The organism is Sphingomonas sp. SFZ2018-12, assembly GCF_022496715.1.
In the GTDB taxonomy this organism is placed as follows: domain Bacteria; phylum Pseudomonadota; class Alphaproteobacteria; order Sphingomonadales; family Sphingomonadaceae; genus Sphingomonas.
The window spans coordinates 836,057-848,800 of record NZ_WTFM01000001.1 but is presented as its reverse complement, the minus strand read 5'-3'; the positions used below and the strand labels follow the sequence as shown (position 1 = coordinate 848,800).

At 68.0% G+C, this 12,744-nt stretch carries 13 protein-coding genes and 1 tRNA gene; 4 read left to right on the top strand and 10 right to left on the bottom strand.

Annotation, left to right across the window (positions count from 1 at the left end; translation table 11 throughout):
* Nucleotides 1-53: 53 nt before the first annotated feature.
* Both GO308_RS03945 and GO308_RS03940 read right to left on the bottom strand, forming a co-directional pair.
* Nucleotides 54-1,316 carry a pyridoxal-dependent decarboxylase, exosortase A system-associated gene (locus GO308_RS03945; protein WP_240883920.1) on the bottom strand — a complete coding sequence of 421 codons (1,263 nt, stop codon included), beginning with the start codon at nt 1,314-1,316 and terminating at the stop codon, nt 54-56.
* Nucleotides 1,313-2,851, bottom strand: coding sequence for an acyl-CoA ligase (AMP-forming), exosortase A system-associated (locus tag GO308_RS03940; protein ID WP_240883918.1), 1,539 nt, complete (start codon nt 2,849-2,851; stop codon nt 1,313-1,315). The genes GO308_RS03945 and GO308_RS03940 overlap by 4 nt, the downstream gene beginning before the upstream one ends.
* 110 nt (nt 2,852-2,961) lie before the next feature.
* Between GO308_RS03940 and GO308_RS03935 the strand changes: the two genes are divergently transcribed.
* From GO308_RS03935 to GO308_RS03925, 3 genes are read left to right on the top strand one after another with little or no spacing between them, the layout of a single operon-like run.
* Nucleotides 2,962-3,234, top strand: coding sequence for an acyl carrier protein (locus GO308_RS03935; RefSeq protein WP_066481180.1), 273 nt, complete (start codon nt 2,962-2,964; stop codon nt 3,232-3,234).
* Nucleotides 3,231-3,932, top strand: a complete 702-nt coding sequence (locus GO308_RS03930; RefSeq protein WP_240883912.1) for a hypothetical protein — start codon at nt 3,231-3,233, stop codon at nt 3,930-3,932. The genes GO308_RS03935 and GO308_RS03930 overlap by 4 nt, the downstream gene beginning before the upstream one ends.
* Complete coding sequence (locus GO308_RS03925; protein ID WP_240883911.1) at nt 3,920-4,723, top strand: hydrolase 1, exosortase A system-associated; 804 nt, start codon at nt 3,920-3,922, stop codon at nt 4,721-4,723. The genes GO308_RS03930 and GO308_RS03925 overlap by 13 nt, the downstream gene beginning before the upstream one ends.
* A 7-nt stretch (nt 4,724-4,730) precedes the next feature.
* Here the strand turns inward: GO308_RS03925 and trxB are convergent, their stop codons facing one another.
* From trxB to GO308_RS03890, 7 genes are all read right to left on the bottom strand, one after another.
* Nucleotides 4,731-5,702, bottom strand: a complete 972-nt coding sequence (trxB, locus tag GO308_RS03920) for a thioredoxin-disulfide reductase (RefSeq protein WP_066549228.1) — start codon at nt 5,700-5,702, stop codon at nt 4,731-4,733.
* A gap of 147 nt (nt 5,703-5,849) precedes the next feature.
* Nucleotides 5,850-6,332 (bottom strand): nuclear transport factor 2 family protein, encoded by a 483-nt coding sequence (locus tag GO308_RS03915; protein ID WP_066481183.1) that lies wholly within the window; start codon nt 6,330-6,332, stop codon nt 5,850-5,852.
* A 221-nt stretch (nt 6,333-6,553) separates the two neighbouring features.
* A complete protein-coding gene (clpX, locus tag GO308_RS03910; protein ID WP_066481185.1) occupies nt 6,554-7,819 on the bottom strand; it encodes an ATP-dependent Clp protease ATP-binding subunit ClpX in 1,266 nt (421 codons plus the stop codon).
* 171 nt (nt 7,820-7,990) lie between these two features.
* Nucleotides 7,991-8,611: an ATP-dependent Clp protease proteolytic subunit gene (locus GO308_RS03905; protein ID WP_240883909.1), complete on the bottom strand. Its 621-nt coding sequence runs from the start codon at nt 8,609-8,611 to the stop codon at nt 7,991-7,993.
* Nucleotides 8,612-8,642: 31 nt separating this feature from the next.
* A complete protein-coding gene (locus GO308_RS03900; protein WP_082731739.1) occupies nt 8,643-9,641 on the bottom strand; it encodes a glycosyltransferase family 2 protein in 999 nt (332 codons plus the stop codon).
* 159 nt (nt 9,642-9,800) lie between these two features.
* The gene (gene tig / locus GO308_RS03895; RefSeq protein ID WP_240883907.1) at nt 9,801-11,423 is read right to left on the bottom strand and encodes a trigger factor; all 1,623 of its coding nucleotides are present in this window, start codon (nt 11,421-11,423) and stop codon (nt 9,801-9,803) included.
* Nucleotides 11,424-11,484: 61 nt separating this feature from the next.
* Nucleotides 11,485-11,569 (bottom strand) — tRNA-Leu (locus GO308_RS03890).
* Nucleotides 11,570-11,717: 148 nt separating this feature from the next.
* Here GO308_RS03890 and GO308_RS03885 point away from each other — a divergent pair.
* Nucleotides 11,718-11,945, top strand: coding sequence for a hypothetical protein (locus tag GO308_RS03885; protein ID WP_240883905.1), 228 nt, complete (start codon nt 11,718-11,720; stop codon nt 11,943-11,945).
* Here the strand turns inward: GO308_RS03885 and GO308_RS03880 are convergent.
* The gene (locus GO308_RS03880; RefSeq protein ID WP_240883904.1) at nt 11,942-12,622 is read right to left on the bottom strand and encodes a peptidylprolyl isomerase; all 681 of its coding nucleotides are present in this window, start codon (nt 12,620-12,622) and stop codon (nt 11,942-11,944) included. The genes GO308_RS03885 and GO308_RS03880 overlap by 4 nt on opposite strands.
* Nucleotides 12,623-12,744: the final 122 nt, after the last annotated feature.

The following is a 12,744-nucleotide window of genomic DNA, read 5'->3' as shown; positions in this document are numbered from 1 at the left end:
AACGCAGCGGTAGGACGCGGGATCAGGCTCCGCTATGCGAGAAAGAGGTTAAATTACGGTTCAGCGTTCCCGGTTGGGACATCCGCCGCGCCGGCCGCACCGGCCAGGATTTCCGCGGCCGGCGGGTGGCCCAGAAACGCCGCGGGGCTGGCGGTCGCGCCATAGGCGCCGGCCAGGAAGATGGCGATCACATCGCCCGGCACCGCGGGGGGCAGCGCGACGCGATCGCCGAGCCGGTCGAGCGGGGTGCACAGGCAGCCGACGACCGACACGGTTTCCGCCGCCGCGGCGCGCATCCGGTCGGCGATCGCGATCGGATAGTTCCGTCGCACCACGGTGCCGAAATTGCCGCTCGCGGCGAGCTGGTGGTGCAGCCCGCCGTCGACCACCAGGAACGTCTCGCCCCGGCTTTCCTTGCGGTCGATGACGCGCGTCAGATAGACGCCCGCCTCTGCCACCAGCCAGCGGCCAAGCTCGATTGCGAAGCGCGATGACGTCAGCGCGGCCGGCCGTCCGGCGAGAGCGCGGGCCAGCGCGTCGCCCACCCGGCCGATCGCCAGCGGCGCGTCGCCATGCGCGTAGGGCACGCCGAAGCCGCCGCCCAGGTTGACCAGCGGCGGCGCCGCACCCGCCGCGCCGGCCAGCCGCGCGGCAAGCGCGATCGTCTGCGCCTGCATCTCGACGATCGCATCGGCGTCGAGCGCCTGCGAGCCGGCATAGACGTGGAAGCCGCGCCAGTCGGCCCCTTCGGCGATCAGCTGGCGGACGAGCGCCGGCACGCGATCGGCGTCGACGCCGAAGGGCGAGGCGCGCCCGCCCATCCGCATGCCCGATCCGCGCAGCTCGAAATCGGGATTGACCCGCACCGCCAGCCGGGGCGCGACCCCGACGCGGCCCGCGATCGCCAGTGCGCGCGCCGCCTCGCCTTCGGATTCGAGGTTGAGCGTCACGCCGGCGGCGATCGCGGCCGCGATCTCGTCATCGCGCTTGCCCGGCCCGGCAAAGCTGATCGCGCTCGCCGGCATGACCGCGAGCGCGCGTGCCATCTCGCCCCCGGAGGCGACGTCGAGACCGTCGACCCGCGGTGCGATCGCGTCGAGCAGCGGCCCGAACGGGTTCGCCTTGATCGCATAATGCACGTCCAGCCCCGCAGGCATCGCCGCACGAAGCGCCGCGATCCGCGCTTCGATCACGGCGAAATCATACACGAAGCAGGGCGTGCCGGCTTCAGCGGCCCAGGCCGTCGCGGCACGACCGCCCAGCGTCAGCACGTCGCCATCCGCGAATTCCGGCGGAACCGGCCCCATCGGCTTCATGACGTCACCTCCCCCGATCGCCCCGTCTTCAATGCCACGCGGTCGATCTTGCCATTGGCGTTGCGCGGCAGGGCGTTGCGCCATTCATATTGCCGTGGCTGCATGAACATCGGCAGCTCGCGCGCCAGCCTTGCGCGCAGTCGCGCCTCCGCCTCGGCCGGATCGCCGTCGGCGCGCGCGATCACGCGGATCGCCTGGCCTAGCCGGTCGTCGGGTTCGCCCAGCGCCACCGCCTCGACCGCCTCCCCGCCGGCCAGCACCGCCTCCTCGATCTCGGTCGGGCTGACGCGGTTGCCGGCGGTCTTGATCATCTCGTCGTCGCGGCCGACGAAACGCAGCAGCCCGTCCGCGGTCTCGACCACCGTGTCGCCAGACCATACCGCGATGCCCCCCGACGCCGCGAAATCGGGCGCGGGGCGAAAGCGCGCCGCCGTCCGCTCGGGGTCGCGCCAATAGCCCTTGGCGACCAGCGGCCCGGCATGGACCAGCTCGCCCGGCGTGCCCGGTGCCGCGCGGGTGCCGTCGGCGCGCACCACCATCACCTCCGCAAAGGGGATGGCGCGACCGATCGATTGGGGATGCGCGTCGATCTGGTCGGGCGCGAGATAGGTCGACCGGAACGCCTCGGTCAGCCCGTACATCGGATAGAGGTCAGCCGCCGGAAAGCGCGCACGCAGCCGCCGGACCAGCGCCGGGGTGAGCGCCCCGCCCGAATTGGTCAGCCGCCCGAGCTGCGTCGCGGCCGCCGCCGGCCACTCGGCATCGAGCAGCTGTACCCATAGCGGCGGGACCCCGGCCAGCGTCGTGATCGCGTGCACCGCCACCGCCTTGATGACGTCACGCGCGGTCAGATAGTCGAGCGGCACCACCCGCGCGCCCGCCGCCCAGCTGCTCAGCAGCTGGCTCTGGCCATAGTCGAAGCTCAGCGGCAGCACGCCGAGCACGCGATCCTCGGGCACGAGCTTCAGATAGTGGGCGACACTGATCGCGCCGAGCCACAGATTGGCGTGGCTCAGCATCACCCCCTTGGCGCGGCCGGTCGATCCCGACGTGTACATCAGCGCGACCAGCGCGTCCGGATCGGCCGCCGACGGCGGCAGCGCATCGCCATCGGTTGCCAGCGCCGCCTCGGCCTCGCCCTCGCTCGCGACCCGGCATTCCGCGGGCACGTCGCCGGCCTCAAGCGCCGCCAGCCGGCTGTCCTGCGTCACCAGCATCGCTGCGCCGCCGTCGGCCAGGATATGCGCGACCTGCGCGCGCTTGAGCACCGGATTGACGGGCACGTGGACCAGGCCCGCGCGGGCCGCCGCCAGCGGCATCAGGCATGCAACGCGGTGCTTGGGGAGCCAGGTCGCGACCCGCGCGCCGGCCGCGAGCCCCTGCCCCGCCAGCCAGTGGGCGAGCCGCCCTACCCCCTGCTCCAGCCCGGCAAAATCGAGCGACCCGGCACGGTCGACCAGCGCGACATCGCCCGCCGCACCGCGCAGCGTGAGATGGTCGATCGGACGGGGAACGGGGTCGAGCGCGATCGTCATGCGCTGCCGCTTCTGGACCGGGCACGGCGGCGCGGCAAGCGCGCGGTGCTTGGCAAGCCGCGATCGGACGATTAGTGCGCGCGGTCAGGTTGCTTGGGAGGGCGGCGGACTTGGCGTCGGGACGAACGATCGATGTGGATACCCAGCTTCGCGCCATCCTGCGCGACGTGCTTGGGCTGAGCGCGGACCGTGCGGCGGCGTTCGGGGCCGAAACCCCGCTGTTCGGCGCGCTGCCCGAACTCGATTCGATGGCGGTCGCCGGCGTGCTGACCGAAATCGAGGACCGGCTGGGCATCATCATCGACGATGAGGATGTCGACGGCGATACGCTGGAGACCTTTGGATCGCTGACCCGCTTCGCGCTCGCCAAGGTCACGGGGTGATCGACCATTATGACTGGGCCGGCGGGCGCGAGGCGATGTTGCGCTTCGGCCCCGCCGACGGCCCGGTCGTGATTGCGGCGCTGCCGCTGTTCGAGGAAGCCAATCGCACCCGCACCTTCACGGTCACGGTCCTGCGTGCACTTGCCGGGCACGGCATTGCGAGCGTCCTGCCCGATATGCCGGGACAGGGCGAAAGCGCGGCCGATATCGCCGACCTGACGCTGCGCGATCTGGTGACGGCAATGGCGGCGGCGACCGGGCGGCTGGCCGGGGAAGCACGGCGGACCTACGCGCTCGGCATCCGCAGCGGCGCGCTGCTCGATGTCCGCGCGAGTCACCACGGCCGCTGGCACCTGAGCCCGCAGGCGGGACGCGAGGTCCTTCGCGACCTCTACCGGCTGTGGCTGGCCGGCGGGGGCAAGGGCAGTGTCGACGACATGGCGTTCCGCGACGATCGGGTGGAGATTGCCGGAACCGTCGTTTCAAGGAACCTTCTCCGCGGGTTCGACGCGGCCGAGGCCTTTGCCGAACCGGGCATCCCGCGGCGGATCGCACGGCTGGCCAGCGACCCGGGGGATGCCGACGTCAAATTCGATGGCGCGCCCCTCTGGCGGCGCGCAGAGCCAGGCAATGACCCGGCATTGGCGGCACAGATCGCCGCCGACGTCGCGGCATGGGTGCGGCAATGCGAAGGGTGATCGCGTTTCCCTGTGTGGGCGAAACGCTGCTGGGAACGATCGATACGCCGATTGCGGCGGCAAGCTCCACCGGCCTGCTGATCGTGTCGGGTGGAAATGAAATCCGCGCCGGCGCGCATCGTGGAATGGCGGCGCTGGCTGCTGCGCTCGCAGCCGCGGGACATCCGGTGATGCGCTACGATCGACGCGGCATCGGCGATTCGAGCGGCGAAAACGCGGGTTTCGCCGGCAGTGCGCCCGACCTCGCCGCCGCCGTCGCCGCCTTTCGTCGTGAAACACCCGATGTCGCGCGGATCGTCGGCTTCGGCAATTGCGATGCTGCGACGGCGCTCGCGCTGTTTCATCGCCAGGCCGGGCTGGACGCGCTCGTGCTTGCCAACCCGTGGATCGGCGACGATGGCGACGCGCTTCCCGCACGCGCGGCGATCCGCGCGCGCTATGCGCAACGGCTGCGCGATCCCGAAACGTGGCGTAGGGCGCTCCGGGGTGAACTAAACTTTGATAAATCTATCAAGGGTATAGGGAAGTTAATTCAAACGAAATCTAGGACTTCACCGCACCTGGCTGCGCTGGCGGATGCGCTGGGCAACGCGGAAGTTCCTGTCACGATCCTGCTCGCCAGCGGCGACAACACCGCGATCGCCTTTGCCGATGCATGGCGCGGCAGCCGCTTCGCGCGCGCGCGTGCGCGAACCCCGGTACGACGCTGCGACACCGCGAGCCACAGCTTCGCCCGCGCCAACGACAAGGCGTGGCTCGCCGCGCAGCTGATCGACCTGCTGAGGGCTTGAGGCCGACCTATTCGGCGGCTTCGGCGATCGCCTCGAAATCCGCTTCGGCCAGGAAGCGTTCGGCGTCGAGCGCGGCCATGCAGCCGGTACCCGCCGCGGTGATCGCCTGGCGATACACCTTGTCCATCACGTCGCCGCACGCAAACACGCCCTCGACGCTCGTGCGCGTCGTTCCCGGCGTCACGCGGATATAGCCGTCATCGTCGAGGTCGAGATGACCGCGAAACAGCTCGGTCGCGGGATGGTGACCGATCGCGACAAAGCCGCCGTCGACGTCGATCGTCGACAATTCGCCCGTGCGGGTGTCGCGCAATTCGATGCCGACCAGGCCCTTCAGCCCGCCGCCGTCGATGAAACGCTCGACGCCCTTGTTCCAGAGTATCTTGATCTTCTCGTTGGCGAACAGGCGCTGCTGCAGGATCTTCTCGGCACGCAGCGTGTCGCGCCGGTGGATCAACGTCACGTCATGGCTGTGGTTGGTCAAATACAGCGCCTCCTCGACCGCGGTGTTGCCGCCGCCGATCACCGCCACCTTCTTGCCGCGATAAAAGAAGCCGTCGCAGGTGGCGCAGGCGCTGACCCCCTTGCCCTTCAGCAATTCCTCGCTCTCAAGCCCCAGCCACTTGGCCTGGGCCCCCGTCGCGATCACCAGCACGTCGCCCGAATAGATGGTGCCGCCATCGCCCTTCAGCCGGAACGGGCGCTGCGACAAATCAATCTCCACGATGGTGTCGTACATCATCTGCGCGCCGACATGCTCGGCCTGCGCCTGCATCTCCTCCATCAGCCAGGGACCCTGGATGACGTTGCGGAAGCCCGGATAATTCTCGACATCGGTGGTGGTGGTCAGCTGCCCGCCCGGCTGGATGCCCTGCACCACGATCGGTGCCATGCCGGCGCGCGCGCCATAGATGGCGGCCGACAGGCCCGCCGGGCCGGAGCCGAGGATGAGCATACGGGTCGAATGGGTGGCGGTCATGGCAAATCCAGCAGTTGGCGGTGCCGCATCTAGGGGGACGGCACCGCCAAAGGCAATATCGGGATCCGGCCCTTTCGCTGCGATCAAGCTTTTCTGTATCGGTCGAAAGCCCGGCCAGCTCGGCGCGTGGCCACGGGTCAACCCCGATCAGATCATGCGCACGTCGGCCAGCGCCTTTGGCGGCGGGTTCATCCACGCATGGCAGGGGCCGGTATCGACGTTGCTGCCGACCTCGCCGCCATAGAATTTACGGATGCGCCACGCATGACTGCGGCACACCTCGATCCGGTAATCATAGCAGCTCGCCATCGCGCCGCCGCGGTTCCAGTCGAGCACGAGTCCGGTCGCGGTCACCGTCACCTCGCGATAGGTCACCCCGCGGTCGATCACGACGTTGGTGATCTGGTGCCGCCATTTGCCGCCGCCCATTTCCCAGACCATGCCGGGGATCAGGCGAAATTCGTCCATCGAGGTCAGCCGCGTGCCGTCGCTCAGTTCGAACACGGCATCGTGCGTGAACAGCTCGGCAAAGGCAGCGCCCTGATTATGGTCGATATACTGGCAATACCGGCTCAGCAGCTCGCGGACATCCAGCCGGGCCTGATGATCGATCGTCGAAACACAGCTCATGCGCTCTCCCCAATCGTCGGGGCGGCGATGCCTGTTCTGTTATCCTGCCGCGCCCGGGTGGTGTCGCCGGATCGCCGGCACCTGCGCACGATAGTTTCGCATTTGTCGACGGAAAGCAACCGGCAGTTTCAATTCCCGCGCGCTGCACGAAAATAGGCGATACTGCCGCGCCGACGCGACGCGCCGCGCGCGCCGGCGCACAATGGGTCGGCGCGCCCGGCTCAGGCGGCGCCGCCCGCCTTTTCCTTCTTGGCATAGACGCGAACGGGTTCCTTGCGGCCATCCACGACGTCCTTGTCGACGATCACCTCGTCCACCCCGTCCATGCTGGGCAGGTCGAACATGGTGTCGAGCAGGATACCTTCCAGGATCGAACGCAGCCCGCGCGCGCCGGTCTTGCGCTCGATCGCGCGCTTGGCGATCGCCACCAGCGCATCGTCGGTGAAGCCCAGATTGACCGTCTCCATGTCGAACAGCTTCTGATACTGCTTGACCAGCGCGTTCTTGGGTTCGGTCAGGATCTTGACCAGCGCGTCGATGTCGAGGTCCTCGAGCGTCGCGATCACCGGCAGGCGGCCGACAAATTCCGGAATCAGCCCGAACTTCAGCAGATCCTCGGGCTCGGTCTGGCGCAGCACCTCGCCGGTGCGGCGTTCCTCGGGCGCGGCGACATAGGCGCCGAAGCCGATCGACTTGCCCTGCAGGCGGTCGCCGATAATCTTTTCAAGGCCGCTGAACGCGCCCCCGCAGATGAACAGGATGTTCGTCGTGTCGACCTGCAGGAACTCCTGCTGCGGGTGCTTGCGCCCGCCCTGGGGCGGCACGCTGGCGGTCGTCCCCTCCATCAGCTTCAGCAGCGCCTGCTGCACGCCCTCACCCGACACGTCGCGGGTGATCGAAGGATTTTCGGCCTTGCGGCTGATCTTGTCGATCTCGTCGATATAGACGATGCCGCGCTGGGCACGCTCGACATTGTAATCCGACGCCTGGAGCAGCTTGAGGATGATGTTCTCGACATCCTCGCCGACATAGCCCGCCTCGGTCAGCGTCGTCGCATCCGCCATGGTGAAGGGCACGTCCAGAATGCGCGCCAGCGTCTGCGCGAGCAGCGTCTTGCCGCACCCGGTCGGACCGACCAGCAGGATGTTCGACTTGCTGAGCTCGACGTCAGCGCCCTTGGCGCCATGGTTGAGCCGCTTGTAGTGATTGTGAACCGCGACCGACAGCACGCGCTTGGCGCGCTTCTGACCGATCACATAATCGTCGAGTACGTCGCAGATTTCCTGCGGGCTCGGCACGCCGCCGTCCTTTTTGGAAATCAGCGCCGACTTGGTTTCCTCGCGGATGATGTCGTTGCACAGTTCGACGCATTCATCGCAGATGAAGACGGTCGGCCCCGCAATCAGCTTGCGCACCTCGTGCTGCGACTTGCCGCAGAACGAGCAATACAGCGTGCTCTTGGAGTCGCCACCGCTCAACTTGGTCATCTAATCCATCCTTGGCACCCGAAGGCGCGATCATCCACCCGCCAGTCTACACGCGGGGGCTAAACGGGCAATCATCAAAATCCGGTGGGCGACGATGCTTAACCAGACCCCGTCCCGTTCGAGGTCACGGCCGTGCCGGCGAATGCCGGCACCGCCCGCCGGACCGTCAGCTCAACTCGCGCTCGGCGCGCCTTCCTCGGCGGGCTGCGGGCGCCGGTCATAGACCTCATCCACCAGCCCGAACACCTTGGCCTCGTCCGCTTCCAGGAAGGTATCGCGATCCATCGCCGCCTCGATCCTCTCGATCGGCTGGCCGGTATATTTGGCGTAGAGGTCGTTCATCCGCCGACGAATGCGCAGGATTTCCTTGGCCTGGATCTCGATGTCCGACGCCATGCCCTGCGCGCCGCCCGACGGCTGGTGCACCATGATCCGCGCGTTGGACAGCGCAACCCGCATCCCCGGCTCGCCGCTGGCCAGCAGGAAGCTGCCCATCGATGCCGCCTGGCCGATGCACACAGTGCCCACGCGCGGCCGGATGTATTTCATCGTGTCGTGGATCGCCATGCCGGCCGTCACGACCCCGCCGGGCGAATTGATGTACATCCAGATGTCCTTTTTCGGGTTCTCCGATTCCAGGAACAAAAGCTGCGCGACGATGAGCGAGGCCATCTGGTCCTCAACCCCGCCGGTGACGAACACGATGCGTTCGCGCAACAGGCGCGAGAAGATGTCGAAGCTGCGCTCGCCGCGGCTCGACTGTTCGATGACGATGGGAACCAGGGCGCTCATGGGGTCGTGAAAGTCGTTCATAAAATCCCGCTCAGGTGGTGCAGTCGCCTACATCGGCGCTCGCGACGGCCGGCGCAAGGGGGCGCGCGCCCGGCGCGGCACTGCCCGGCGCGGCATGGGCGAGATACGCCAATCTGCGTACCTCGCGCCGGCCGCGTACGACGGTGTCGAGGATCAGCCCGGCAAAGAAGCTGAGGAACGCCAGGATCATCAGCCCCGTCGCCAGGATGGCGGTCGGAAAACGCGGCACTTCGCCCGTCTGGAAAAAGGTGATGAACAACGGGATTGCGAGCAGGATGGCCGCCAACGCCAGCAGCGCGCCGAAGCCGCCGAAAAACCACAGGGGTCGCTCGATCCGGTACAGGGTCGTGATCGTGCGCAGGATGCGAAGGCCGTCGCGATAGGTGCTGAGCTTCGACTGCGACCCTTCGGGCCGGGCGAAATAGGCGGTCGGCACTTCGCCCACCGGCATCTTGAGCTCGAGCGCGTGGACGCTGATCTCGGTCTCGATCTCGAATCCCGCCGACAGCACCGGGAAGCTTTTCACGAAGCGGCGCGAAAAGACGCGATAGCCCGAGAAGATGTCGGTGAAGCTGCGCCCGAACAGGCGCGCCAAAATGCCGGTCATCATCCGGTTGCCGAGCACATGGCCGCGGCGATAGGCGTCGGCGTGGTCGCTGATCCGCGCGCCGACCACCATATCAAGCTGTTCGTCGACCAGCCGATGCACCATCGCCGGCGCCGCCGCGGAGTCATAGGTCGCGTCGCCGTCCGCCATCACATAGATGTCGGCATCGACGTCGGCGAACATGCGGCGGACGACATTGCCCTTTCCCTGCATCCGTTCGGTGCGGACCACCGCGCCGGCCGCGCGGGCGACCTCCACCGTGCGATCGGCGGAGTTGTTGTCATAGACATAGATCGCCGCATCGGGCAGCGCGCGGCGGAACCCGGCGATGGTCTGCGCGATCGCCGCTTCCTCATTGTAGCAAGGCAGGATCACCGCGATACGCGGCGCGGCGGCGGTCATGGCGTGCGCGTCTTCATGTCGACACCCGCATAGCCGATCGGCGCGAAAAGCGGGTTAACGTATCGCCGGCGACGGTGCGGGTTAACGCATCGCCGGCGACGGTGCCGGGGGTGGCGGGCGACACCCCTCCCCCGGCTCCGCCGCGGCGCGAACGCCGGATCAGGCGTCGGCCTTCTTCTTGGCGGCCGGCTTCTTCTTGGGCGCGGCATCGGCGTCGCCTGCCGGGGCTTCAGCGGCAGCCTTCTTCTTCGGCGCAGACTTTTTCGGCGCGTCCGCGCTGACTTCGGCCGCGTCTTCCGCTTTCTTGGCCGCCGCCTTCTTCGCCGCGGGCTTGGCCGCGTCCTCGGCGGGTGCGGCGTCCGCCTTCTTGGCGGTGGCCTTCTTCTTCACCGGCTCGTGGTCGTGATCATGGTCATGGTCGCAATCGGGGCCATGGACATGCGGGATCGCGCCTTCCTCGCTCTCGATCGCGGCTTCCAGCTCCTCGCGCGTCACCTCACGCTCGGCGATCTCGGCCTTGCCGAACAGGAAGTCGACGACCTTGTCCTCATAGAGCGGCGCGCGCAGCTGGGCGGCGGCCATCGGCTCCTGGCGGACATATTCGATGAACCGCTCGCGGTCCTTCTGGTTGTACTGCTGCGCGGCCTGCATGATGAGCTGGTTCATCTCGGCCTGGGTGACCTCGACACCATTGGCCTGGCCGATTTCGGAAAGCAGCAGGCCCAGGCGCACGCGGCGCACCGCGATCGCGCGATAATCTTCCTTCTCGCGCTCCAGCTCGGCCATCGCCGCATCCTTGTCGGCTTCCTGCTCGGCTTCGCGGACAAGCTGCTGCCAGATCTGGTCGAACTCGGCATCGACCATCGACGGCGGCACGTCGAAATCATGCGACGCGGCGAGCTGGTCGAGCAGCTTGCGCTTCATGTGGGTGCGGGTCAGGCCGTTCAGCTCCTGCTCGATCTGGCCCTTCAGCAACCCGCGAAGCTGCTCAAGGCTCTCGAGGCCAAGCGACTTGGCGAAATCGTCGTCGATCTTCGTCTCGCCCGCCACGCGCACGTCGGTGATCTTCAGCGCGAACTCGGCCGGCTTGCCCGCCAGCTCCTTCGCGCCGTAATCGTCGGGGAAGGTGACCTGAATGGTCTTTTCCTCGCCCTTGGTCACGCCGACCAGCTGGTCCTCGAAACCGGGGATCAGGCGACCCGAGCCGATTTCGATCGACATGTCGGTGCCGGTGCCGCCTTCAAACGCGACGCCGTCGACCGACCCGACAAAGTCCATGACGACCAGGTCGCCGGTCGCGGCCTTGTGCCCCTCCGGCGCATCGTCGAACCGCTTCTGGCTGCCGGCGATCTGCGCGAGCTGTTCGTCGACCTGCGCTTCGGGTGCGGGAACGACCAGGCGTTCCAGCTTGATGCCCTCGATCGACGGGGTCGGCACGTCGGGCAGCACCTCCAGCTCGACCTTGATCTCGGCGTCCTTGCCGGGGGCGTATTCGCCCGCGAGCGACACCGACGGCGACATCGCCGGGCGCAGCTTGTTGCTGGCGATCAGCGCCTGGATGCCTTCCTGGATGCTGGTGTTGAGCGCGTCGGCGGCGATCGCCTCGCCGTGCATCTTGCGGACCAGGTTGGCCGGCACCTTGCCGGGGCGGAAGCCGGGCATCCGCACCTGCGGCGCCACGCGCTTCACCTCGGCGTCGACGCGGGCGTCGATGTCGGCGGCGGTGATGGTCAGCGTGTAGGCGCGCTTCAGGCCTTCGTTCAACGTCTCGACAGTCTGCATTCTTCGGCTTTCGCTTTCAGGATTTCTAAAGAACGATGTCCAGCTTGGCGCATGGCGAAGCTGGTGCGGGCGAAGGGAGTCGAACCCCCACATCTTTCGATACTGGAACCTAAATCCAGCGCGTCTACCAGTTCCGCCACGCCCGCAGGGGACACCGCCGGTCGGCGGGTCCTATACCAGCGATCGGCGGGGGGGCAAGGACTTCGCGTCGCGATCGCCGCCAGCGTGCATCCGAAGATGGCACTCCGGCCCGCTTACCGCGTTGACCCCCTTGAACCGCCGAAGGAGCCCGCCATGCCCGTCGAACCGCCGATCCCGCCCTCGCCCGCGCCTGCCCCGGGCGAGATCCCGCCGCCCGCCAGCCCGGACCCGACCCCGCCGCCGCCCGGCTTTCCCGGCCCGCCCGACCCGGGCCAGCCCGACCCGCCGCCGCCCGAGATTCGTCCGCCCAGCCCCGACATCGATGTGCCCGATCCTGCGCCGACGATTCCAGGCCCGGCACCGGGCCAGCCGATCGCCTAGCGCGCGGGCGCGCTGACCGGCGTCGCAAGGCGCACCGCGCGGATGATCCGCACCGGATCGCCGGGCATCTCGCCCTTGAATGCGCCGCGGCTGTTCTTTTCGGGATCGACCGGGGTGTCGAGGATGCGGACCAGCACGTCGCGCCCCTCGACCACGCGGCCGAAGGCGGCATAGCCGAGATTGTCGGCGGGCGCGCCATTGCCGGCGTCGAGCCCGCGTCGCTGGTCGCCGACCATGATCGTGAACTCGCCCCGCGCCGTGCCCGGCTCCAGCCGCGCGACCGACAGCACGCCGTCGGTGTGGCTGAGGCCCGTCTGCGTCGTCGGCTCATGTTTGATCGGCGGCAGCACGCGTTTGGGGTCGCCCTGCGGCCCGAACTGGACGAAGCCGAACTGCTCCTGAACCTTGACGACGCGATAGAAAACGACGCCGTCCAGCCGCTTCTGCGCGACATATTTCAGAAAATCGCCCGCCGTGATCGGCGCGTGCACCACGTCCGCCTCGACCGTCATCGTGCCGACGCTGGTTTCGATGAGGACGCGGGGCAAGGGCGCCGCCGGGGGCGTCGGCGCGTCCTGGGCGACCGCGAAGGCACAGCCGAAAAGCGACGCGAACGTGGCGAAGGCGACAAGGGCACGCCGGCGAAGTTGCGGAAGTTGCGGGCTGTGGCGAGTCATTTCCGGGCTCCGGGATCGGGTTAGGCAGAATGTCATGCAAATCGCGGTCCCAAGCCTAGCCACGTCACCGGCTTGAAGGACAGTGCAAAACATCAGCCCACCGCGCAGTCGGCGCAGTGGAC

What these genes read in the sequence shown, in the direction of transcription:
- GO308_RS03945 (WP_240883920.1), bottom strand. Translation starts at nt 1,316, where the DNA reads ATGAAGCCGATGGGGCCGGTTCCGCCGGAATTCGCGGATGGCGACGTG.
- GO308_RS03940 (WP_240883918.1), bottom strand. Translation starts at nt 2,851, where the DNA reads ATGACGATCGCGCTCGACCCCGTTCCCCGTCCGATCGACCATCTCACG.
- GO308_RS03925 (WP_240883911.1), top strand. Translation starts at nt 3,920, where the DNA reads ATGCGAAGGGTGATCGCGTTTCCCTGTGTGGGCGAAACGCTGCTGGGA.
- trxB (WP_066549228.1), bottom strand. Translation starts at nt 5,702, where the DNA reads ATGACCGCCACCCATTCGACCCGTATGCTCATCCTCGGCTCCGGCCCG.
- GO308_RS03915 (WP_066481183.1), bottom strand. Translation starts at nt 6,332, where the DNA reads ATGAGCTGTGTTTCGACGATCGATCATCAGGCCCGGCTGGATGTCCGC.
- clpX (WP_066481185.1), bottom strand. Translation starts at nt 7,819, where the DNA reads ATGACCAAGTTGAGCGGTGGCGACTCCAAGAGCACGCTGTATTGCTCG.
- GO308_RS03905 (WP_240883909.1), bottom strand. Translation starts at nt 8,611, where the DNA reads ATGAGCGCCCTGGTTCCCATCGTCATCGAACAGTCGAGCCGCGGCGAG.
- GO308_RS03900 (WP_082731739.1), bottom strand. Translation starts at nt 9,641, where the DNA reads ATGACCGCCGCCGCGCCGCGTATCGCGGTGATCCTGCCTTGCTACAAT.
- tig (WP_240883907.1), bottom strand. Translation starts at nt 11,423, where the DNA reads ATGCAGACTGTCGAGACGTTGAACGAAGGCCTGAAGCGCGCCTACACG.
- GO308_RS03885 (WP_240883905.1), top strand. Translation starts at nt 11,718, where the DNA reads ATGCCCGTCGAACCGCCGATCCCGCCCTCGCCCGCGCCTGCCCCGGGC.
- GO308_RS03880 (WP_240883904.1), bottom strand. Translation starts at nt 12,622, where the DNA reads ATGACTCGCCACAGCCCGCAACTTCCGCAACTTCGCCGGCGTGCCCTT.